20 protein-coding genes are annotated in these 22,812 nt (G+C 61.0%); 6 read left to right on the top strand and 14 right to left on the bottom strand.

The window, feature by feature from the left end; genetic code table 11:
- From ACMLHG_RS10255 to ACMLHG_RS10240, 4 genes are all read left to right on the top strand, one after another.
- On the top strand, window positions 1-755 hold a 755-nt coding region (locus tag ACMLHG_RS10255), incomplete at its 5' end, for a type II secretion system protein (RefSeq protein ID WP_417170423.1).
- Between the two features lie 17 nt (window positions 756-772).
- The gene (locus tag ACMLHG_RS10250) at window positions 773-2,911 is read left to right on the top strand and encodes a hypothetical protein (protein ID WP_417170422.1); all 2,139 of its coding nucleotides are present in this window, start codon (window positions 773-775) and stop codon (window positions 2,909-2,911) included.
- Window positions 2,912-3,160: 249 nt separating this feature from the next.
- Window positions 3,161-4,165 (top strand): Gfo/Idh/MocA family protein, encoded by a 1,005-nt coding sequence (locus ACMLHG_RS10245; RefSeq protein ID WP_417170421.1) that lies wholly within the window; start codon window positions 3,161-3,163, stop codon window positions 4,163-4,165.
- 98 nt (window positions 4,166-4,263) lie between these two features.
- The gene (locus ACMLHG_RS10240; RefSeq protein ID WP_294435737.1) at window positions 4,264-5,103 is read left to right on the top strand and encodes an MBL fold metallo-hydrolase; all 840 of its coding nucleotides are present in this window, start codon (window positions 4,264-4,266) and stop codon (window positions 5,101-5,103) included.
- Between the two features lie 73 nt (window positions 5,104-5,176).
- On the opposite strand, the gene ACMLHG_RS10235 is transcribed toward ACMLHG_RS10240, so the two are convergent.
- From ACMLHG_RS10235 to murA, 4 genes are all read right to left on the bottom strand, one after another.
- The gene (locus ACMLHG_RS10235; protein ID WP_295809191.1) at window positions 5,177-6,409 is read right to left on the bottom strand and encodes a DUF1015 domain-containing protein; all 1,233 of its coding nucleotides are present in this window, start codon (window positions 6,407-6,409) and stop codon (window positions 5,177-5,179) included.
- 20 nt (window positions 6,410-6,429) lie between these two features.
- Window positions 6,430-7,869 carry a methylenetetrahydrofolate reductase C-terminal domain-containing protein gene (locus ACMLHG_RS10230; protein ID WP_294435740.1) on the bottom strand — a complete coding sequence of 480 codons (1,440 nt, stop codon included), beginning with the start codon at window positions 7,867-7,869 and terminating at the stop codon, window positions 6,430-6,432.
- Window positions 7,866-8,921, bottom strand: coding sequence for a lysylphosphatidylglycerol synthase transmembrane domain-containing protein (locus tag ACMLHG_RS10225; protein WP_417170420.1), 1,056 nt, complete (start codon window positions 8,919-8,921; stop codon window positions 7,866-7,868). The genes ACMLHG_RS10230 and ACMLHG_RS10225 overlap by 4 nt, the downstream gene beginning before the upstream one ends.
- 100 nt (window positions 8,922-9,021) lie before the next feature.
- Entirely contained in the window at window positions 9,022-10,305 is a 1,284-nt protein-coding gene (gene murA / locus ACMLHG_RS10220; protein ID WP_294435744.1) for a UDP-N-acetylglucosamine 1-carboxyvinyltransferase, read from the bottom strand.
- Window positions 10,306-10,497: 192 nt separating this feature from the next.
- Here murA and ACMLHG_RS10215 point away from each other — a divergent pair, with 192 nt between their 5' ends.
- Entirely contained in the window at window positions 10,498-10,956 is a 459-nt protein-coding gene (locus tag ACMLHG_RS10215; protein WP_417170419.1) for a MarR family winged helix-turn-helix transcriptional regulator, read from the top strand.
- Window positions 10,957-10,980: 24 nt separating this feature from the next.
- On the opposite strand, the gene ACMLHG_RS10210 is transcribed toward ACMLHG_RS10215, so the two are convergent.
- The 8 genes from ACMLHG_RS10210 to ACMLHG_RS10175 all read right to left on the bottom strand — a co-directional run bounded on the left by ACMLHG_RS10210 (window position 10,981) and on the right by ACMLHG_RS10175 (window position 19,480).
- Window positions 10,981-11,883, bottom strand: a complete 903-nt coding sequence (locus ACMLHG_RS10210; RefSeq protein ID WP_417170418.1) for an AraC family transcriptional regulator — start codon at window positions 11,881-11,883, stop codon at window positions 10,981-10,983.
- 29 nt (window positions 11,884-11,912) lie between these two features.
- A complete protein-coding gene (truA, locus tag ACMLHG_RS10205) occupies window positions 11,913-12,731 on the bottom strand; it encodes a tRNA pseudouridine(38-40) synthase TruA (protein ID WP_417170417.1) in 819 nt (272 codons plus the stop codon).
- A complete protein-coding gene (hemW, locus tag ACMLHG_RS10200; protein ID WP_417170416.1) occupies window positions 12,728-13,816 on the bottom strand; it encodes a radical SAM family heme chaperone HemW in 1,089 nt (362 codons plus the stop codon). Before hemW ends, truA begins: the two co-directional genes overlap by 4 nt.
- Window positions 13,813-14,973, bottom strand: a complete 1,161-nt coding sequence (locus ACMLHG_RS10195) for a M20 metallopeptidase family protein (RefSeq protein WP_417170415.1) — start codon at window positions 14,971-14,973, stop codon at window positions 13,813-13,815. The genes hemW and ACMLHG_RS10195 overlap by 4 nt, the downstream gene beginning before the upstream one ends.
- Window positions 14,970-16,238: a dihydroorotase gene (locus ACMLHG_RS10190; protein WP_417170414.1), complete on the bottom strand. Its 1,269-nt coding sequence runs from the start codon at window positions 16,236-16,238 to the stop codon at window positions 14,970-14,972. The genes ACMLHG_RS10195 and ACMLHG_RS10190 overlap by 4 nt, the downstream gene beginning before the upstream one ends.
- Window positions 16,235-17,161 (bottom strand): aspartate carbamoyltransferase catalytic subunit, encoded by a 927-nt coding sequence (locus ACMLHG_RS10185; RefSeq protein WP_294436005.1) that lies wholly within the window; start codon window positions 17,159-17,161, stop codon window positions 16,235-16,237. Before ACMLHG_RS10185 ends, ACMLHG_RS10190 begins: the two co-directional genes overlap by 4 nt.
- A 17-nt stretch (window positions 17,162-17,178) precedes the next feature.
- A complete protein-coding gene (gene pyrR, locus ACMLHG_RS10180) occupies window positions 17,179-17,730 on the bottom strand; it encodes a bifunctional pyr operon transcriptional regulator/uracil phosphoribosyltransferase PyrR (protein WP_294436006.1) in 552 nt (183 codons plus the stop codon).
- Window positions 17,731-17,839: 109 nt separating this feature from the next.
- Window positions 17,840-19,480, bottom strand: coding sequence for a class I adenylate-forming enzyme family protein (locus ACMLHG_RS10175; RefSeq protein ID WP_417170413.1), 1,641 nt, complete (start codon window positions 19,478-19,480; stop codon window positions 17,840-17,842).
- Between the two features lie 230 nt (window positions 19,481-19,710).
- Here ACMLHG_RS10175 and ACMLHG_RS10170 point away from each other — a divergent pair, with 230 nt between their 5' ends.
- Window positions 19,711-20,271: a helix-turn-helix domain-containing protein gene (locus ACMLHG_RS10170; RefSeq protein ID WP_295811682.1), complete on the top strand. Its 561-nt coding sequence runs from the start codon at window positions 19,711-19,713 to the stop codon at window positions 20,269-20,271.
- Between the two features lie 47 nt (window positions 20,272-20,318).
- On the opposite strand, the gene ACMLHG_RS10165 is transcribed toward ACMLHG_RS10170, so the two are convergent.
- On the bottom strand, window positions 20,319-21,875 hold the full coding sequence (locus tag ACMLHG_RS10165; RefSeq protein ID WP_417170412.1) for a hypothetical protein: 1,557 nt from the start codon (window positions 21,873-21,875) through the stop codon (window positions 20,319-20,321).
- A gap of 106 nt (window positions 21,876-21,981) precedes the next feature.
- Window positions 21,982-22,746, bottom strand: a complete 765-nt coding sequence (locus ACMLHG_RS10160; protein ID WP_417170411.1) for an IclR family transcriptional regulator — start codon at window positions 22,744-22,746, stop codon at window positions 21,982-21,984.
- Window positions 22,747-22,812: the final 66 nt, after the last annotated feature.

Here is a 22,812-nt window from a genome sequence, read left to right as displayed (position 1 = left end):
TGCACGGCATACGGCCGTCGCCATCCGGCGCGGGGAAACGGATTTCCCCATTTACGTTGATCGAACTTCTCATCGTTATCGCTATCATCACCATTCTCGCCTCGATGCTGATGCCGGCACTGAACAAGGCGCGGGCAAGGGCGAAGAGCGCCTCCTGCTCGAGCAACCTCAAGAACATCGGTCTGGCCTTCTTCTCCTACGGCAGCGATTTCAGCGATTACATGGCTCTGCCCTGTCAGGCGGATATTCCCGGTCAGGGGAGCTATGACACCGACCGCTGGCACATGGTCCTCTGGGACCACGGGTATCTGAAGATGAACAAAGTCTTCTACTGCCCGGAAGCGGCGGCTCTGGGCAAGGTGAACTACGGCGACGATCACTCGCTCTCCTGGTGGAAAACCGGGAACGTCTACGGCGTCAACCGGGCGACGTTCGTCTACAACTGGAGCATCAACCGGCGGATCAAACTCACGGAAATACGACGTCCCTCCCGCCGGATCTACGCCGCTGACTCCATCAACGGAGTGGAAGGCACCAACTATATGAAACACACCCTTGACGTCTCCCGGACAAGCACGACCAACGGCGTCTATTACCCCTATCACAACATGAATTGCAACATGCTCTGGGTGGATGGTCATGTCTCCGCCCTGAAAGCGGCAAATCCCACCCGCACGGGAGTGTGGGATGCCCTCCCCGTGAATCCGAAATACACGACCGGATGGGGGAAAACGCTTTATCTCTACAACGACTGAATATGGAAAGATCTGCGATGAAAACATTACCTTCCGTTTCCCTTCTTCTGCTCGCTTTCTGCACCATGCTCGGTGCGGCGGAGGAAGCCTCAAAGCCGCTGTTCCACTTCGCCGATATGCAAACCGGCATCCGGAAAATGGGGAAAAGCCACTATGAAATCAAGGATGGGAAACTCCGTCTCGAGGTTCCCGCCGGCAGTCCGAAGTGGTCGGGAATTCTGCTGAAAAATCCCGACGGCAGCGGCTTCTCCACGAAAGGATACTCCGCCGTCGCCTTCGACGTCCGCAACCTGGGCGACAGCTTCTCCGGAGAACTTCAGGTGGAACTCATCTGTCTCGGAACGAACGGGAAATGGCGTTACCGCAGCAAAGGCGGCGTCGCGCTTCGCAAGGGAGAGAGTTTTCCGTGCCGGGTCCCCTTCTACCGGGACTGCGGCGGCACGCTCAAAGACCCGATGCTGCGTACGGGGATCTACAAATCGCCCGACGGCTATCCGGGAGCCGCCGAAAGCCAGCGCAGCCATCAGGACCGGATCGACGAAATCCGCATCTTCGTCAATTCGGTCGGCTGGCCGGGGGTCGAACACCGCTTCGAGCTGTCGGATCTCCGGCTGGAAAATCCGGTTCCGCCTCTGAATCCGGAACTGTCCGACCCGGCGAAATTCTTCCCCTGCATCGACACCTTCGGGCAGTACAAGCATGCGAAACATCGCAACCTGATCCATTCCGATCAGGAACTGCGCGAAAGTGCCCGGCGGGAAATGCAGATTCTCCAGAACAGAAAACCGAATCCGGAACGCACCATCTACGGCGGCTGGGCAAACGGCCCCGATTTCCCCGCCACCGGCCACTTTTACCCGCTGAAATATCAGGGCAAATGGTATCTGGTCGATCCGACAGGGAAACTCTTCTGGGGGCACGGCATTCAGGGAATCCGCTGGGTGGACACCACCCCCATCACCCGTCGCGAACACTGGTTCGAAACACTTCCCCCCAAAGATGATCCGCTCTACGCCCCCTGCTGGCTGACGGAACGCAGCGGGGCCGCCTGGTATGCGAAAACCGGCGGGAAACTGACCTCCTTCAACTACAATCTGCGCAATCTGATCGCCAAATACGGCAAGGAGTACCCGCAGGGGTTCATCCGGACCACCGCGCTGCGGCTGCCCGCCTGGGGGATCAATCTCATCGGCGTCAACAGCTATCTGCCGCTGACCCGCGACGCGAAAATCCCCTACATCCACAATCCAGCCGGGAAACGGGTCAAACTCAACAACGGCAAAGGGGTCTTCTTCGACGTCTTCGATCCGGGCTATGCGCGTGACCTGAAGGCGGAACTCACCGGGCGGTATGGCTTCACACTCAACGATCCCTACTGCATCGGCTACTGCATCGACAACGAGGTCAAATGGGGGACGACGACCCGGTTTGCCGAAGATGTCGTCCGCTCTCCCGCTTCGCAGTGTGCGAAAAAGGTCTTTCTGGAACAGCTCCAAAAACGCTATCACAACGACCTGAACACCTTCAATCAGGCGTGGGGGAGCGATTTGAAGAGCTGGAACGACTTCCTCAACCGGACGGCTCTGCCCGCAACCGGACGAGGCAAACGCGACCTTGCGGCCTTCAACGACGAGATCATCCGCACCTACTTCAAGGTCAATCGCGAAGTTTTGAAAGAGTGCGCGCCGCACAAGCTCTATCTCGGCTCCAGAATGCACGACTATCCGGTCCGGGTCATGCGCCTCGCCGCGCCTTATCTGGACGTCATCTCGCTGAATCTGTACCGCCATTCGGTCGCGGATCTCTCCCTGCCGAAGCCGCTGGATAAGCCGGTCCTCGTCACCGAATACCACTTCGGCCTGATGGATGGCGGCATCCCGGCCGGCGGCATCCAGTCCTGCGGCTCGCGGGCGGACCGGAAACACGCCTACTCCCGCTATGTGGAAAGCGCGCTCTCCAACCCGTACGTCATCGGCGTCACCTATTTTCAGTGGCTGAACCAGAGCGCCGTCGGCCGCTATCAGGACGGCGAAAACTTCTATTGCGGATTCGTCGACGTCACCGACCGCCCCGAACCGGAACTGGTCGAAGCCGCAACCGAACTCGGCCAACAGCTCTACCGCTATCGGACCGGCGGCGTTCCGGCCGGCAACTGAACTGCGGGAAGCGGCAGGACGACCGGCGTGGCCCGGGAATCCTGCCGCGTTTTTCCGCGGAAATGTTCCATCACGGCGTCTCCTGTTGCACACGCGTTCCCCTCTCCCGTCTCCTCCCCGGAGGAACGGATCGCTTCCTCCGTTTCCCCCCGTTGATTTGTTTCATACAATCCCGGATTATTGCAGTTTACACCCCCGCGGCGCGACAGTATATTACCGCACAGCACAAAATCATCCAGGGAAACACAGATGAAGAAACTTCGCGTCATCCAGGTCGGCACCGCCCCCATGGTGCACTCCGCCCACGCGGCAATCGCCCTGCGCGGTCTGCCGGAAACATTTCAGCTGGAGGGTATCGTCGAAGAGAATCCGGAGTTCCGTTGCCGCGCCGCCGAAAACAGCGCCTTCGCCGGACTTCCGTTTCTCACCTGGGAGGAGGCACTCCGCCGCCGCCCCGACGCCTTCGTAATCGAGACCGACGAGCATCAGCTGGTCGCCAATGCGATCCGTTCTCTGGAGGCGGGATTCCCCACCTACATGGATAAGCCGGGCAGTGAAGATCAGGCGCAGTTCCGGAAAATGTGCCGCCTCGCCGCCGAAAAAAAACTGGTGCTCTCCCTGGGATACATGTTCCGCCACAATCCCGCCGTTCTCCACGCGCTGGAACTGAAAAAAGCGGGGAAACTGGGCGAAATCTTCAGCGTGGAAGCGCAGATGAGCGGCTGCAACGACGCCGGATATCACCGGACACTGCCGCGCTTCCGCGGCGGCATGATGTACTATCTCGGCTGTCACATGATCGACATGATCGTCCATTTCTGCGGCTTCCCGGAGGAGGTCATTCCGCTCAATGCCCGCACGCTCAGCCGCGGCGTCGACTGCGTCGACTTCGGCTTCTGCGCCTATCGCTACGCCCACGGCGTCTCCTTCGTCAAAACATGCGCCTCGGAGGTCAACGGCGTCAACCGCCGCTCCATCGTCATCAACGGCACCAACGGTACCTTTGAAATCCGCCCGATCGAGGTTCCGCGGGGCGATGGATACGACGACACCTTCGCCCGCGTCACGCTGGAGAATTCACACCCCTTTTCCGACGGCAGCACCGCCCTCACCTTTCCACCTCACCGGCGTTACGACGGCCTCTTTCTGAACTTCGCCCGCTATGTCCGCAAAGAGGCGGAAAATCCCTACACGCCGGAATATGAGGAGAAGCTGCACGACCTGATCCTGCGCTCCTGTCGCCCCCGTGCCTGAAACCGTGCAGAGCAAAAATTCCGCCCCGCTTATTGCTTTTTCTCTCTCCCCGGTGTATTGTAAACCACCATCTAGTTACGCAAGGAGAAGAATCCACCATGAAAATTACGTTTCTCGGGACAGCGGCGGCGGAGGGCATTCCCGCCCTCTGGTGCGAATGCCCCATATGCCAACAGGCGAAAGAGCTGGGCGGAAAGGATTTCCGCTGCCGGTGCAGTTATCTTATCGATTCCGACACCATGGTGGATTTCGGGCCGGACGCCTTCCGGCAGGTTGCCGATTACAAGATCGACCTCACAAAACTCGCCCGGGTCATCTTCACCCATCCGCATGAAGACCATCTGGCGCCGGCGGAATTCACCTGGCGCCGCGCTCCCTGGTTCAGTCAGGTCTCCCATGAATTGACCGTCATCGGCGCCCCCAGCATCTTCTGCACCATCATCGCCTTCGCGGCCACCCACTGCAACGCCATCTACGATCTGCGGGATCTCCGTCTGCGCCCCGTCGCCGTCGCTCCCGGCCGTTGGCTCCAGGACGGGGACATCGAACTTCTGCCGCTGCGCGCCAACCACTGCCCCGGCCAGAACGGCATGATCTATGTCATCCGCCGCGGCGGCAGGAATTTCCTGCTGGCGAACGACACCGGCTACCTCGCGGAATCGGAATGGGAGTGTCTGAAAGGAGTCCGGCTCGATCTGGTCTCGATCGATTGCACCTGCGCCTTCGGCTCCCCCGACCTGCGGGACAACCACATGGGGGTCAACACCGTGCTCGCCTTCCGTGACCGGCTTGCAGAACTCGGCTGTCTTACCCCGGAATCCAGGGTGTTCGTCAATCATTTCTCCCACAACGGGAAAGCGCTCCACTCCGATCTGGAAGCCTTCTTCCTGCCCCGCGGCATCGGAGTCGCCTTCGACGGAATGTGCGTGGAGCTCTGAACGCATCCGCAAAACAAAAAAAAAAACGCCGCATCCAGCGTAACACCGGGTGCGGCGGATTTTTTTCGTCGGCTCAGAAGTTGTGACAGACCAGACCGTCACGGAGCTTCGGCTCAAACCAGGTCGACTTGGGCGGCATGATCGCGCCGGCGTCGGCAATCGCCATCAACTGCTCCACCGTGGTCGGATACATCGAAAACGCAATCGCATACCGGCCAGAATTCACCAGCTTCTCCAATTCGCCGATCCCGCGGATGCCGCCAATGAAGTCGATTTCACGGCTCGTGCGCGGGTCTTCAATGCCGAGAATCGGCGCCAGAATGTTGTCCTGCAGAATGCTGACATCCAGACGCTCGATGACGCCGAGCGAAGCGATGTCGAATTTCGGCCGGGCCAGATACCACTCGTGCGCCATGTAGAACTTGAACTCCCCGGAGTGCTCCACTTCCCCGTCCTCGGCGGGAGTAATCTGAAACTTCTCCCCCACCAATGTCAGGAATCCGGCCGGGCTGTTCCCGTTCAGCGAACGCACCACCCGGTTGTAGGGCAGAATCCGCAGCTGGGTCGCCGGAAACGCAACCGTCAGGAAGTAGTTGTAATCCTCTTTCCCGGTGTGATTCGGGTTCTTCGGGGCACACTCCGCGGCAGTCCGCGCCGCGGCCGCACTGCGATGGTGGCCGTCGGCGATGTAAAAGACCGGCACGAGGTCGGCAAAGAGCTTCGACAGCTTCCGGCTGACCTCCTCATCCAGCCGCCAGAGCGTATGACGCACGCCGTCCGGAGCGGTGAAGTCGAAGAGCGGCTCCCGGGCGGTCTCCTCGTCGATCAGCGCGTCGATCTCCTTCTGATCCCGGTAGGTGAAAAACGCCGGGCCGGTGTGGGAACGCAGCTCCATCACGTGGCGGGTCCGGTCATCCTCCTTGTCCTGCCGGGTCTTTTCATGCTTCTTGATGACGCCGGAACGGTACTCCTCGGCGGAAGCCGCGCCGAGCACGCCGGTCTGCGCCCGCCCGTTCATCACCAGACGGTAGACGTAGAGATGCTCCCCCTTGTCGAGCGTCAGCGGAACCTCGCGGCAGAGACGCTGAAACGCCGCGGCCGCCTGCGCATACACCCGCTCGTCATGCAGATCGATTCCCGGCTCCAGATCGATTTCCGGGCGCGACACGTGCAGAAAGGACCAGGGATTCCCCTTCGCCAGCTCGGCGGCTTCGCGGGAATTGACCACATCGTAGGGAACCGCGGCGACGGCGGCGGCCCGCTCGACCGACGGCAGCAGACCGTGGAACGGCAGCAATTGAGCCATGATTTACCTCACTTGTTATTCTAGATTCCTTCTCTCCCCGACCCGGGGAAGATGTCTTCAAGTTTCTGAAGAGTTCCACTCCAGTGCGCCATCCGGACAATCCGGCTGTGGACGCACTCACCGCCGCCGAGCTCGCACTCCCCGCGCGGACGCACGCCGCCGCAGGGACCGTTCGACAACCGTTTGGGACAATTCTCCGTGCAGACAAACTGCGTCAGCGGCAGCCGGCAGCGGGCACAGGTCCGGCAGCCGGCAAGGAGTTTCTTGAGCAGCCGCCCGTTTGCCGCACGCTGCCGGTCCGCGTGGGCGAACAGGAAACGGCGCAACAGGAATCCGAACTTCTCCCCGCCGGAAATTTTCGGCTCTCCGATATCGTGCGGTTCCGGCATTCCCTTCTCCGGATAAGGCCGGCGCAACATGCAGTCGTACAGATAAAAACTGCTGTCGTACGGCGCCATCTCCGTCTGAGCCAGGTAGGAGTTGTACTCCTCGATCCACTGCTCGAAGCTGGTGAATTCCCGCAACGCTCCGGCGATTCGTTCGGCTGCAATCTTCGCCCGCCCGGGCAGCTCCGCCCCCGCCAGCTGGATGCCGCTGTATCCGAGCAGTCGACAGCCGGCGGCCTGCAGCTCCAGACGGCGAAGCTGAGCCGCTTCAAACTGATTGACCGAATAGTGAAGCTCCTTTTCCAGAATCTTCCGGAAGTCGCTCGAGATGTTGATCCCCGGATACTCCCCGGCCAGAATGCGCTCCACCTTGTCCGGAGTGAGCAGCACCAGCCGCGCAATCATCGGGTAGAAGAGGCTCCGCCCGATGAAGTACCAGCGCAGCGACTGCAGTTTCAACATATCCCACCCCGCCTGCGTCACGATGAACGACGCGCCGGAGTTGATCTTCTTGACCAGCTTGAAGTATTGCCCCATCAGCGTGTAAGGCGTGTACTGAAACGGATTCACCGTCGCCCCGGTGAAAAATCCGACATCGCCGGTCCCGTTGCCGAGCATCCGGAGAATTTCGACGCTCTCGGTAAAAGTGCGGCGCCGGCAGTCGCGCACCGTATCGCCCGGAACCGCGCTGCCGGTGACCGGCACGATGTTGCAGTTGCCCGCGTTGGCGGCGATGGTCGCGAGATTGTGCACCTCCTCCGGCGTCGTATCGCGCCCGGAGAGGTAGATCACATGACGATCGCGATTCTCCGGAGAGAGCGCGCTGGCGTATTCCGCCGCCCGCCAGACGTCGAGGTTATGATAGCGGTCGGTGATCGCCAGTGCGGCGTTGACCCCCTCGATGCCGAGAACGGCGGATTCCAGCGCGGCCAGCCGCTCGGCGCTCGCCGCCGGATCGTTGTCCCGCCCCGGCGAGGCGTTTTCAATCAGCAGGACGAATTCGCCCCGGTTCAGCGCGTCGCGAAACCGGTTGCCGTGTTTCGCAAAGTTGATTTCAAGTTGCAGATCTCTCATGATTCGCTTTCCAATTCCTGTTCCAGCAGCTGTTCGGTCTCCCGGCGGCCCGGATCAAAGAGGAAGAAGAAGCCGCCGACCAGGTTGAAGAACAGTACGATCGCCGTGTAAATAAGCTGCCCCGTCTTCGCATCCCCCACCGCGACGCCCCCCGCGGCGAGAATGGTGATCGTCGCCACGTCGCGCCCGCCGATTCCGGAGGGGAAGAGCGGAATCAGCCCGACGATGTTGCCGATCGTCGTCGCCACAATCAGCGTAAAAAGCGGCACTTCAATGCCGAGACCGATCAACAGAATGAAAAAGGTCATCGAGGTCATCAGATGAATGAAGAAGACGCTGAGCACCGTCAGCAGAGACAGCTCCTTCCAGGCGTGGCGGTAGGTGTCGGTCGCCCGGGTGAGCCGGGTCACCATGCCACCGGAAATCCGGTCTCCCCAGTGCATCAGACGCCCGAACAGCGGCAGACGCTCCAGCAGCCGGTGGAAGAAGATCACACAACTGGCTCCGAGTCCGGCCAGGCAGAGCGCGGCAAGTCCGAGAATCAGCAGCTCGCGCATTCCATCGGTGAGATTCAGCCCGGGCACGTCGATCCGCATGAGCAGCGGCACCGCCGGCCCCAGCAGAATCAGAGCCAGCACGAAGAGCGCAATCATGCCGACGATGCGGTCCATGAGGATGGTGAAAGCACCCTCCATTCTCTCCCCCGCCCGTGAACGCTTCGTCAGCACCCCCATCTTCACCACGTCGCCGCCGATCGCGCCGCCGGGGATCACCAGCGAGAAGAAATACCCCTGCATGGTCAAGGAAAGCGCCTCAAAGCCGCTCAGTTTCACCTGAAGAATCCGGGTGAGCCGATGCCAGCGCCAGGTGCAGACGAGCATGTGAAACAGATACACCGCCAGCGCCGGCAACAGATATGCGTACTGGAAATTCCGGAACCCGTCGAGAATCTCCGTCGGATTGCGCAGAATCAGGTAGGCGACAATTCCCCCCGCTATGGCGAGTTTGGCAAAAAACCAGAAGAATTTTTTCAGTCGTGCAAAGTAACTCATTTCCGTCGGTGGCCGCATTATCCCGTCATATAAAATAGCACGTTTTTCCCGCTTCGGCAATCCCCGGAAAGAGAGTTTTCCGATACTTTCCCGAAGAGGATCAGCAACTGATGTGTTCGGTGATATCGGCGCCGAGCCCGGTGAGCTTCTCCACGAGATTTTCATAGCCGCGGTAGATCACCTCCGCCGAATGGATCGTGCTCTCGCCGCGGGCGCAGAGCGCGGCGATCACCATCGCCATCCCGGCCCGGATATCGGGGCTGGACATGGTCACCGCGTGCAGCTGCGCCTTCCCGGTAATCACCACCCGGTGCGGATCGCAGACGATCGCATTCGCCCCCATGCTGATCAGCCGGTCGGCGAAATAGATGCGGCTTTCGAACATCTTCTCGAAAAACATCACCGTTCCGCGGCTCTGCGTCGCGGCGACGATCGTACAGCTCATCATATCCGACGGATACTGCGGCCAGGGGCCGTCGGAAATCTGCGGAATGTGCCCCCCGAAATCGCATTCAACATGCGGCTCCTGCCCGCCCGGCAGAAAAATCCGGTCAGCATGGAGTTCCATCGTAATGCCGAGCCGTTCGAAGACGCGGCGGAGCATCCAGTAGTGGCGCGGCACCGTTCCGTGCACGGTGATCTCTCCTCCCGCCGCGGCGGCGAGCGCGAGAAAACTGCCGGCCTCGATGTGGTCCCCGACGACGGTGTATTCGGTGCCGTGCAGACGCTCCACCCCGTCGATCTCCACGGTGTTGCTGCCGGCGCCGGAAATCTTCGCCCCCATGGCATTGAGCAGTTTCGCCAGGTCGAGCACATGCGGTTCACAGGCGGCGTTGTAAAGGGTGGTTCTCCCCTTCGCGGTGGCGGCGGCGATCAAAATCTGCTCGGTCGCGGTCACACTCGCCTCGTCGAGGAAGAGTTCGCGCCCGGCCAGTCCGGAAGGCGCGTCGAAGCAGTAGGTGTCGATGCCGGACATCTCCGCGCCCAGCTTGATCAGCCCGTAAAAATGGCCGTCGAGCCGGCGCCGCCCGATCACATCCCCCCCGGGCGGATAGAGTTCGGCCCGGCCGCAACGGGCGAGCAGAGGAGCGGCAAAGAGGATGCTGGTGCGATTCCGCGCACACATCTCTTTCGGCACACAGGTGGTCCGGATTTTCGAACAGCGGAACCGCAGAATATGGTTTTCGAAGGAAAACTCCGCCCCGAGTTCTCCGGCGATATCGAGCATGGTGCGCACGTCGAGAATGTCCGGCACGTTGCGCAGCACCACCTCCTCGTCCGTGAGCAGCAGTGCCGCGATCATCGGCAGAGCCGCGTTTTTGTTGCCGGAAACCGTCACGGAGCCGCGAATATCGGCTCCGCCCTTCACCACCAGACTGCGCATGAATCCTCCCGCATCACATACATTTTTCTGCATCTTTAAACTATAGGCCGCCGGAGCTCAAAATGCAAACTTCACCGGAGGAGATTTCCACAATTTCAGAAAAGCGTGCAAAAAGGACCGCTCCGCGTTTGCAAAATGTTCAGGGTTGCATTAAGTTATTGAAAACCTAACTTTTCTGCGGGGAAACTGTATATGAAACGTGAAGATACGACCAGAGTGTGGCGGACTTTGTTCGAAGTGACGGACTGGATGCGGAACATCAATGCCGGGTTGATCGATCAGACCTTTCTCAATCTCACCTTCAACCAGCTGCGGATGATCAAGATCGTCTATGTCCTCAACCGGGAGTTTCCGGAAGGCGTCACCCTCAAGGTCCTCGCGGAATCGCTCAATATCACTCCGGCCGCCGCCTCGGAGATGGTCGATGCGCTGGTCCGCAAGGACGTGCTCTGCCGCGACCACAACCCGCAGGACCGCCGCGCGGTGGCGATCCGCCTCGCAGAGAACTGCCGCAAACGCTTTCTGGAGGGGGAAAAGAACTTCGACCATGTCACGGCGGACTTTCTGAACACCCTCTCCGAAGAGCGGCGGAACAGCTTCCTCAGCGGGCTGGAAGCGCTGCACAACTTCCTCGCCGCCCGCCGGAACTGATAAGGGCCGACGCAGCAGCAATACTCACTGCATTTTTCCAAAAGCTGTCAGAGAAAAGTTTCGCCTCAGCTCTCCCGGCACACAGCCGAACTCCTCACGGAATTTCCGGTAGAAATACGAGAGATCATTGAACCCGACGGCGTAGCAGATTTCCGAAATGCTCCGCGACGGGGTCTCCTGCAGGAAGCGGCAGGCTACCATCAGTCGATGCCGGCAGAGAGCACGATTGACGGAGCAGCCATAGAACCGGGAAAAAATCCGATGCAGGTACTGCCGGCTGACTCCAAACACTCCGGCAAGTTCATCGGCATTCTGCAGTTCCCGATAGTGCTCGCTGATATAATCGGCAACCTGTTTTGCCATCATCTCACCGTGGTTTCGACGCATCGCCCTCTCACTTCGCCGAGCCATCCGGCAGAGAAGCTCCACCAACTGAAGCCGTATGATGCTCCGGTAATCGGGCTTGACCTGCTCAAATTCCCGGAACATGGAACGAATCAGATTCCCCATCACCGGCTCCGCCTCCTGCATGTAGAGCCGCCTGCGTTGAGCCCGGTTGAGAACCGGCTTGACCGGCTTGAAAAAATTCATAAATTCCGTATGCGATTCCAACAGAGGCCGCCCGAATTCGATCAGCTCCGGCGCAAAAATGACATTATACAGTTCCAGCGTCTCCCCCGGAGGAACCTCGAATCGAGTCCGCTCCTCCGGATGAACCAGCAGAAGCATATTCGGCCGGATCTCGTAACTTTCACCGTCGATAAACTTGCGGCAACTGCCGGAAACGATGTAGATGATCTTCCAGAAATTCCGGTAATAGAGCATGGCCGGATCATCCTCGCTGGTATGGCTCCAGGGAAAAATGCAGAAGCGGAAATCATATCCACAATACCGGTTCAACGTAAGATGAGTTGTTTTTTCCGGCACGATTGCCTCCTGCATCTTTCCAACCGTACTCAACAGAACGGCAGAGATTCCAGCCGGAAGGAGTCCCGCTCCTCCGGCGAATAGAAGACCTTCATCAGAAACAGCCCCTGCGGCGGAGCGGTTTCCGGCGCAACGGAGCGGTCGCACGCTTCCAGAATCCGGCGGACATCCGCAGGCGTGAGTTTTCCGGCGCCCGCCGCCTCAAGCGTCCCCATCAGACAGCGGATCATCTTGTAGAGAAAACCGTTGCCGACGAAGGTCACGCAGCAGAACTGCCCGAACTCCTGCACCTCAATCCGGTAGATGGTCCGCACCGCCTCCTCGATCATGCTCCGCTCCACCACGAAACTGGAGTAGTCGTGCGTCCCGGTGAGCATCGGCGTGGCGGCGCGGAGTTTCTCCACATCAATCCGGTGAATCGGCCGCCAGGTGTACCGGTCGGTGAAGGGGGAAGGCTCCCCGAGATTGAGCACGTAGGTGTAGGCTTTTCCCAGCGCGTCGTAGCGGGCGTGAAACTCCAGAGGCATCTCCCGGATGCTCCGCAGTTTGATGTCCGGCGGCAGCAGCCGGTTGGCCGCCCGCATCACCTTTTCCGGCGGAATTTCCGGCCGGACCGGCGTGAGATAGGAGGCGGCGAACCGCTGCGCATGCACTCCGGCATCGGTGCGGCTGCTGCCGATCAGGTGAATCGGCAGCCCGGCGTACAATTTGGAAAGCACCTCCTGCACCCGCTGCTGCACGGCGACACAGTGCGGCTGAATCTGCCAGCCGCTGTAATTGGTGCCGTCGTAGGCGATCTCCAGAAGATAGCGGCGCGACGGCTCATAGGGGGTGGATTCCAGACTCATATGATACTCTCCGCAACCGAGTTCCAGAAGAGCATCCCCTCCTCGGTCAGCCGGATGCGATGCGATGAGATTTCGAAGAAGGAGTCGGAGGTCTTCGAAGCGGCCTTCCGCGCCGCCTCCACCCGGCGGTGCCAGGAGTCGGCTTCCGGAACGCTCTTCCAGAGCTTCGGCGTCCAGCCGTTCGTGGTCCGCAGATTGATGATGAAGATCTCGTTGAGGCGATCCCCCAGCGGAATCTCATCGAATTCCGGCACCGACCGGCGCAGCCAGCTGCGGATCGACTCCGGCTGGATCGAACGTTTTTTGCCGTCGAAACTGGCGGCAGCGGGTCCGAACCCCTTCAGCAGGCCGCCGCGCCAGACATTGACGTTGTGCCGGCACTCGCCGTTTTTCTTCGCGTAGTTGCTGATCTCGTAGCGGTGAAATCCGGCCGCTTCGGCAAGCTCGCCCGCCTTCTTCCACATCTTCACGGAATCCTCTTCATCCGGAATGAGCCGGTCGCTGAGCCGGGCCCCCTCCTCCGGAGTCAGATTGTAGCAGGAAACATGGTCCGCACCGGTGGCGAACGCCTCTTCCAGATCGTGCCGGAAATCGGCCCCCTTCTGCCCCGGAATCGCGTAGATGAGGTCGCAGTTCCAATGCGGAAACTTCGCCTCCGCAATGAGTTCAATCGCCTGCCGGAGCGCCTTCTGACAGCAGTCGCGCCCGAGCGTATCGCGGAACTTCGGCCGGAACGACTGCACACCGAGGCTGATCCGGTTGGCAAAACTGCGGATCAGCTGCACCTTCTCCCGGTCGAGCGTCTCCGGGTTCGCCTCGATCGAAATTTCAGTCGTCTTCTCCGGTTTCAACCGCTTCTCAATCGCCCGGAACAACCGCTCCAGCTGTGCGGTGGAAAGCAGTGTCGGCGTGCCCCCCCCGAAGTTGATGGTTTCGCAGGGCCCCACCGGCTCGTACTCTTCCAGATCGGATTCAATTCGATCGAGGTAGCGGCCGATCATGCGGGGGGTCGGGTGGGGTTCGGAATAGAAAGCGCAGTAACCGCACTTGCTCCGGCAGAAAGGGACATGAAAATAGTAGTTCACTCTGTCATTAATCCGGCTGATGTAAAGTTGACCAGGTATTCGATTCCCGCCGCCAGCGCGGCATCGGGGAAATCGAACTTCGAATTGTGCAGCGCCGGGCAGTTCTCCCCCGTGCCCAGCTTCACGTAAACGCCGGGATATCGCTGCAGATAATAGGCAAAATCCTCCGCCTCCATCGATGAGGCGGCAAGTTCGACGAACCGCTCATCGTCGACCGTCTCCCGGATGACCCGGCGGGCGAGCGCCGTCGGCTCCGGAGCATTGAGCGTCACCGGGTAGGCGAGCCGGTAGTCGATTTCACAACGTGTCCGGTGCGCCCGCGAAACCGCTTCGACCACCTCGCGCACCCCCGTCTCCAGCGCCGCGGCGACCTTCATGTCGAGCGCGCGCGCCGTGCCCTCGAGCACCACCTCATCGGGAATCACGTTGGCCAGTTCGCCGCCGGCAATCCGGCAGACGCTGAGCACCGCGGCCTGCTGCGGATCGATCCGCCGGGAGACCACGCTCTGCAGTTCGACGACAATTGCCGCCGCCGCCACCACCGGGTCGATCGCCTGATGGGGACGGCTGCTGTGCCCTCCCCTGCCCCGGATCGTCACCTTGAAGTGAGCGCACGACGCCATCATCGCTCCATTCCGCAACGCCAGCACACCGACCGGCAGTCCGGGCATGCCGTGAAGCGCGGTCACCAGATCGGCGCGCGGATTCTCCAGCGCACCGGCCTCGATGAGATCGCGCCCCATCGCCCGATTCTCCTCCCCCGGCTGCCAGACGAAACGGACACTGCCGTCAAAACTGTCGCGCCGCGAGGCGAGCAGCTCCGCCGCCCCCATCACCATCGCCGCGTGGCCGTCGTGGCCGCAGGCGTGCATCCTGCCGTCGTGACGGGAGGCGTAGGCGGCGCCGGTTTCCTCATGGACCCGCAGAGCATCGATATCCGCCCGGAGTGTGACGTTCCGCCCGGGCCCGCGCCCGTGCAGAATCGCCACCACATCGGTGCCGAGAAACGGCGGCAGCACCTCCAGATCCAGCCCGGCCAGCCGTTCCCGGATGGCGCGCGCGGTCTCGAACTCCGCCCCCGCCATCTCCGGTATCCGGTGCAGGGCGTGGCGGAATTCGATGATTCCGGGGAGGATTTCCGCAAGAGTCCGCATCATTCGTGATAGACGATCTTTCCGCCGACCATGGTCAGCTTGACGCGGCACTGGACCTCCCAGCCGTCAAACGGAGTGTTGCGCGAATTCGACTTGAACTTCTCCTTGTCGATCGTGTAGTGCTCCTCCGGGTCGAATACGACCAGGTCGGCGGGATTCCCCTCCGCCAGGCTGTAGTTCTCCATGCCGAGGATCTCCGCCGGGCCCGCGGTGAACTTCTTCACCAGCTCCGGCAGGGAGATCACCCCCTTGGCCACCAGTTCACCGTAGGTGAGCGGCAACGCGGTCTCCAGACCGATGATACCGAACGGCGCCTCGTCGAACTCCACCATCTTGGCGGTCATCGTGTGCGGCGCGTGGTCGGTGGCGATCGCGGTGATCGTGCCGTCGGCCACCCCTTCGATCAGCGCCAGCCGGTCCTCTTCGGAACGCAGCGGCGGATTCATTTTGTAGTTGGTATCGTACTTCTTGATGCACTCGTCGGTCAGCGTCAAATGGTGCGGCGTCGCTTCGCCGGTGACCGGAATGCCCTTGGCGCGGGCGTTCCGCAACAGTTCGACGCTCTCCTTGACGCTGACATGCTGCATGTGGATCTTCCAGCCGACGTTGCGCGCCAGAATGATGTTGCGCGCGACCATCAGCTCCTCGGCCGCGCCGGAGATCCCCATCATGCCGAGCAGAACCGACCATTTGCCTTCGTGCATGACACCGCCCGCGGCAAGGCATTTATCCTCGCAATGGTCGAGAATCGGCAGATTGAACGATTTTGCGTACTCCACCACATGACGCATCAGCGCATGGTTCTGGATGCAGCGGCCGTCGTCGCTCAGAGCCACCACGCCCGCCGCCTTCAGCGAACCGATGCCGGCCATCTCTTCGCCGGCGTAGTTCTTCGTCATACAGCCGCAGGGGAGGACACGCACCACCCCTTTCTGCGCGGCGGTCTGACGGAGATATTCGATCGCGCCGGCGGTATCCGCGGGCGGATTGGTGTTCGGCATGGCGACCAGCGTGGTGAATCCTGGGGGGGGGGCGGCGGCGGTGCCGGTGGGGATGGTTTCCGCCATATTGTTCCCGGGCTGACGCAGGTGGACGTGCAGATCGATGAATCCGGGGGCGAGCACCTTGCCGGCGAGATCGATCTGCTCCGCATTGCGGAGGGAGGCGGGTTCGACGAAACGGCCGTCGGCGACGCCGATGTCTCCGGAGGCGTCGATATTGCGGACCGGGTCGATGACCCGGGCGTTGCGGAAGATGTAGTTTTTCATTTTTTCACGCACCCCGATACGAGAAAGAGCACCGCCATGCGCACGGCGAGCCCGTTGGTTACCTGTTCGAGAATCACCGAATTCGGCCCGTCGGCCACTTCGCTGGTGAGTTCAACATCGCGGTTGATCGGCCCGGGATGCATAATCAGCGCATCCGGCTTCATCAACTTGAGAGTCTCCCGATTGATTCCGAAGAACTTCGCGTACTCCCCGGTGCTCGGGAAGAATCCCGCCGTCTGCCGCTCATGCTGAATGCGCAGGAGATTGACCACATCAGCATCGGCGAGTGCATCGCGCAGATTGTGGCAGACCCGCACGCCGACCTCTTCGAATTCACGCGGCACCAGCGTCGAAGGTCCGGCGAAGGTGACGTTGGCACCGAGTTTAAGCAACCCCCACATGTTGCTGCGGGCGACCCGGCTGTGGAGAATGTCGCCGACGATGGCGACGTTCAACCCCTTGATCCGCCCCTTCTTCTCCCGGATGGTGAAGATGTCGAGCAGCGCCTGGGTCGGATGACTGTGGGCGCCGTCTCCGGCGTTGACCACGCCGCATTTGAGATGCTTGGCGATGAAATCCTGCGCACCGGGGGCGGAGTGGCGCATCACCACCAGATCCACCTGAAGCGCTTCGATGTTGCGCACCGTATCGAGCAGCGTCTCACCCTTGCGGAGACTGCTCACGGCGGCCTGCATGTTGACGATGTCGGCGCTGAGCCGCTGTTCGGCGAGTTCAAACGAGACCCGGGTGCGGGTGCTCGGTTCGACGAAGAAGTTCACGACGGTCATGCCGCGCAGCGCGGGCACCTTCTTGACCTTGCGCTGCGAAACCTTCTTGAACTCTTCGGCGGTGTCGAGGATGAAGGTGATCTCCTCGGCGCTCAGGTCATAGAGACTGAGCAGGTCTTTTCTGGTCCACTCCATTTGCCGCTTGCTTTCGTTTATGCCTGTTTCCAGTTGACTTCGTAGATTCCGGCCTCATCTCCATCCTCGTCGAAGAGAACGGAGACCTTGTGCTCATCGGGGAGCAGGATTTGACGGCCGACATAGTCCGCCCGGATCGGATACTCCGGATTGCCGCGGTCGACCAGCACGGCCAGCCGAATCAGTTCGGGCCGGCCGTAGTCGGTGATCGCATCGAGTGCGGCGCGGATGGTCCGGCCGGTGGAGAGCACGTCGTCCACCAGGATAATCCGGGTGCCGGTGACGTCGAACGGGATCACCGTCTCGCGGATCAGCGGCAGACCGCTGCGCAAGCCGACGTCGTCGCGGTACATGGAGATGTCCAGCTTGCCGAGCCGCGGACGCCGGCCGGTGCGGTGCTCGATCACGTCGCAGATCCGTTCCGCCAGCGGAACCCCCTGTTTGTAAAGGCCGATCAATGCGAACGAGTCCGGGTCTCCCCCGCAGAAATCCCGCTGGATTTCCGCCGCCATCCGGTCGATGTCCGCACACATCTCGACCGGTGGATACAGCAGTTTTTTGAGCGTCATGAATCACTCCGGTTTGAATGAAAATCGCTTTTAGAAAATATACCACTTTTTCGCGGCAATTGCAAAACGATTTCCACCGATTTTCTTCATCAGAACCGGAGAAGCCGACTCAGCCGGAAATCTCGTTCTGCATGGCGACCAGATGGTCCGCGCCGTACATTTTGCGCAGTCGCGGCTTTTCGATCTTGCCGGTGGGATTGCGGGGTACCGGAGCGAAGAAGATCTTCCGGGGACGCTGATAACGCGGCAGATCGAGACAGAAGGAGGCGAGTTCCTCCTCCGTGAGCGTTGCCCCCTCCTTGATCTCGACGATCGCGGCGGCGATTTCGCCGAGCCGGGGATCCGGCAGCCCGATCACCGCCACATCCTTGACCGCCGGGTGGCGCCGGAGGAAGTCCTCGATCTGCACCGGATAGAGATTCTCTCCTCCCGTGATGATCACATCCTTCTTGCGGTCCACCAGATAGATGAATCCATCCTCGGACTCCTGCGCCATGTCGCCGGTGAAGAGCCAGCCGTCTTCGAGCACTTCGCGGGTGGCTTTTTCATCCTTGTAGTAACACTTCATCACCCCGTCGCCCTTGACCGCCAGTTCGCCGACAGTGCCGCGCGGAACCGGGCGATGGTTTTCATCGACGATCTTCGTCTGCCAGCCGTAACCGGCCACGCCGATGGCGCCGACATGATCGATGTTTTCGATTCCGAGATGGACGGCTCCGGGGCCGATGGATTCGCTCAGTCCGTAGTTGGTATCGTAGTCGTGATGCGGGAAGATCGTTTTCCACCGCTTGATGAGACTCGGCGGCACCGGCTGGGCGCCGATGTGCATCAACCGCCACTGATCGAGATGGAACTCCTCCAGCTTGATGTCGCCGCGCTCGATCGCGTCGAGAATATCCTGTGCCCAGGGCACCAGCAGCCAGACGACCGTGCAGTGCTCCTCGGAGACGGCGCTTAAGATCCATTCCGGCCGGGTGCCGCGCAGCAGGACCGCGCGCCCGCCGACCAGCAGACTGCCGAACCAGTGCATCTTCGCACCGGTGTGGTAGAGCGGCGGGATGCAGAGAAAGGTGTCCTCGCGGGTCTGCCGGTGGTGGTTCTGTTCCACCCGGCAGGCGTGCATCAGACTGCGGTGGGTGTGGAGAATCGCCTTCGGGAACCCGGTCGTCCCCGAAGAGAAGTAGATCGCCGCGTCGTCGTCATCGGTGAGAGGGATCGCCGGAGATTTGCTCGAACAGTAGGAGGCCAGATTGTAGTAGGGTTCCGCGAAGGAGGGGCACTCCTCGCCGACATAGAGCAGAGTCTTCACCCGGGGAATCCGGTCGCAGATGTCCTCGATGCGCCCGACGAACTCCAGCCCGAAGACCAGAACATCGACGTCGGCGAGATCGAGACAGTAGCGGATTTCGTCGGCGGTATAGCGGAAATTCAACGGCACGGCGGTGGCGCCGCATTTGAGGATGCCGAAGTAGATCGGCAGCCATTCGAGACAGTTCATCAGCAGGATCGCCACCTTGCTCCCCCGGTGGATGTGCCGGGTCAGCAGCAGATTGGCCATGCGGTTCGCCTTGCGGTCGAACTCCTCCCAGGTAAGTTCGGTGCGGAAGGAGTCGTTCCGGCTCGGTTCGATAAGAGAGTACTCGCGCCAGGTGACGTGCCGTTTTTCCAGCTCCTGCGGGTTGAGTTCAACGAGAGCGACATCGTTCCCGTACAGTTTTGCATTTTTCTCCAAAATATCCGTAATCGGCATCGCCTTTCCCTCGCTTTCCCGCCGGATTCTGCCCGTTGCGCAACCGTGCGGCGGAGCGTTCCACTCCGCGCCCGCCGCCGCTGACGAAAATCTGTTAATATACCATACTGTCGCAGGAAAATCAAGCGGGACCGGCATTCCCCGGGAATCGGCGACTTTTTCCCGCCCCTCCCCTTGATTTCCCGCGGGGAAACTGTATTGTAAACAAAAAGCATTCCGGAGGAAACAGGATGGATCTGGTCAACGTCGCAAACAAGGTGAAACAGCTCCGGCATCAGCAGAAGCTCACCATCGACCAGCTGGCCGCCCGCACCGGGCTGAGCAAAGGATACATCTCCCGGCTGGAAAATTTCCGCACCGGGGCCTCCCTTCGCGCGCTCAACCTGATCGCCGCGGCGCTCGGCGTCGAAATGATCGAGCTGTTCCGCCGGGAGAACGCCTGTCCGGAATATGTGTTCGGCCGCCTCGACGACGGGGAGTTCATCGACCGCAACCAGGCCGGAGAGTACGGCATCCGCTACTTCGCCCTCGCCTTCGAAAAAACCGACCGCAGAATGGATCCTTTCCTGATCGAATACCGCCCGAGCGACAAACAGCGGGAACTCCTTCAGCACGACAGCCAGGAGTTCTTCGTCGTCCTGGAGGGCGAAGTCGACTACGCCATCGGCAGCAGCGACAACCGCCGCCGGATGAAGAAGGGCGACACCCTCTATCTTGACGCCCACCTGCCGCATGGCGCGACGCTCGCGCCGGGCTGTGACTATGCGGCAGCCCTGGTGATCTATCACTGAAAACAGAAAAGGCGGCGTTGCCGCCGCCGCCGTATTCCCTGCCGTTCTCAGTCGAGCAGATGCTCCTCTTCGAGCAGCTGGATGACCCGCTCGCCGATCTTCGCCGCGGGAATCACCTCATCCGCCGCGCCGCCGATGGCGGAAGCGGGGAACTCCGGATTGCGCCAGAGCTGGAAGCAGTCGGTCAGCACGCCGTCGAGATTTTTGCGGCACCCCTGGAACCCGAACCGGGACACCTCGTGCGCGGTGCAGGAGTTGGGGCAGCCGGAGAAGTGCAGCATCTCAATAAGTTTCGTCGCCAGAACCGGCTTCTTTTCCGGATGTTCCGCAAAATAGCGGTCGAGCGCTTCTGCGACGAGCGCGCCGTACTTCGGCGTATCGAGAACGCCGATCTTGCAGACCGTGGCGCCGATGCAGCAGTCGAGCTGACCGGCGAAGGTGGAAAAGCAGAGATCGAACGGCAGTTTGCGCAACGCCCGGTAGAGGTGCGGCAGTGCGGAACTGTGCAGGGCCGGCAGAATGACGTTCTGCTCGAAAGTAAGCCGGACCGCCGGAACTTCAAACGTTTCAATCACGCCGGTCATCGCGGCGAACTCCTCCGGAGAAAGCACGCCGCGCGGCACAAAGAGCGTGACCGCGACGACATCGGCCCCGAACCGGGTCGGAGCAACCGCGATCCTGCGCCAGGCGGCGAATTCCGGATCGGCGTCCAGAGAGTTGTCCGCCTCGAACCGCTTCACCGTCTTCCCATACGCCCAGTCGGCCGGGAACTCCGGCGGCACCGGATACGCCCCGGCATCGATCTTGTCGTAATATTCATGGTAGAGCCGGATGAACTCCGCCTCGCCGAGACGCTTGACAATGAAGCGAATCCGGGCGCGGTTCCGGTTGGTGCGGTCGCCGTGCTCGCTGAAGAGTTCGACCATCGCACGGGCGGCGGGCACGATTTTTTCGGCGGGCAGGAAGTCGAAAAGCGGAACTCCGGTGGTGGATTCCCGACCGAAACCGCCGCCGCCGTAGACGGCGAATCCCCGCCGGCCGGCCTCATCGGTCGCGGCGACAAATCCGAGATCCTGCCGGAGCGCGAGCGCGGCATCCTCCCGGGTGGCAAAACCGATTTTGATCTTGCGCGGCAGATGGAAAGCGATATCCCAGTCGAACACCGCCTCCGTGAGGAAACGGGCGTAGGGCGCAAGATCGAAGGAGCCGTCAGCGGCGATGCCGCCCATCGCCGTGATGGCGATGTTGCGGAAGGTGTCGCCGCCACCGCCGCGGAACGGCAGTCCGTTGGCCGTGCAGCGCCGGATCACTTCGATCGAATTGAGCGGCGAGACATCGTGGAGCTGGATGTTCTGACGGGTGGAGATGTGCGCGAACTTCGCGCCGCTTTCCTGAACCAGATCGCGGAGAAATCTCAGTTTTTCCAGCGGAATTTCACCGCCGACCAGGCGGATGCGGTTCATGAATGCGCCGTTGCGCTGCTGATAGACGCCGAACGGCGCGCCGAACGGTTTGAATGCCGCAGGTTCCAGTTCGCCGGCGGCGAACTTCCCCAGGGCGTCGATCAATCCGGATTGAGCTTCGATGATGTGTTCGAGATTCATATGCAAACTCTCCTTCACGAGGTGCCGCAGAATGCGGAGTTATCCTGTTCTATTAATGTAACAACACTTTCGCAAAAATGCAACAGAAATCCGCTGTTTTCCGGTCTCAACAGACGCTTCCGCCCAGTCCGGCGGAGATGGCACAAGCGGCGGCGACCACCTCGCGCGCCAGTTCGTCCACATGGTCGCGCAGATAGAGTTCCGAACCGGAGACGCTGATCCCGGCGCGCACCTCGTCTGCGGCATGGAACACCGGCGCGGCCACGCAGAAGACCCCGCGCTCATGTTCGCAGTCGTCGACGGCATACCCCGCCCGCCGGATCTTCTCCAGCTCCCGCCGCAGCGCCTCCGCCGCGGTGATCGTCGCCGGAGTGAACGGCTCGAAACGGATCGTCTCCAGCAACCGCACCAGCTTCGGTTCCGGCAGAAAGGCGAGAATCACCTTCCCCACGCCGGTGCAGTAGAGCGGCCCGGCACTGCCGACCAGCGAAGCCATCCGCACGGAACGGCTGCCTTCCACCTTGTCCACATAGACGATATGATCCCCCTGAAGCTCGGCAAGGTGAACCGTCTCGCCGGTCCGTTCCGAAAGGGCGGCGAGCGCCGGATGCGCCACCCGCGCCAGAGGATTCTGCCGCTGTGCCAGCGCGCCCAGCCGGAGCGCCGCCGCCCCCAGCGTCAGCCTGCCGGCGGAACGGCGCAGATATCCCCGTTCCACCAGAAACTTCGCCATCCGAAACAGCGTGCTCTCCGGCATGCCCAGCTCCGTCGCCAGCGTTTTCGCCGCCACCCCCTCCGGATGCCGCCCCGCCGCCTCAATGACGTCAAACACCTTGCTCAAACTCTTTTCGCCGTTTTTCACTGCCGCCACCTCTTGTATTTATCTCCCGGATAAGATATATTAAAATATTGAGAATGCAATCTCACAATATGAGAA

Origin of the sequence: Victivallis sp. (assembly GCF_048170485.1) — a bacterium.
Lineage (GTDB): Bacteria > Verrucomicrobiota > Lentisphaeria > Victivallales > Victivallaceae > Victivallis.
The sequence above is the reverse complement of the archived record's forward strand: the minus strand, read 5'-3'. Positions and strand labels throughout refer to the sequence as shown.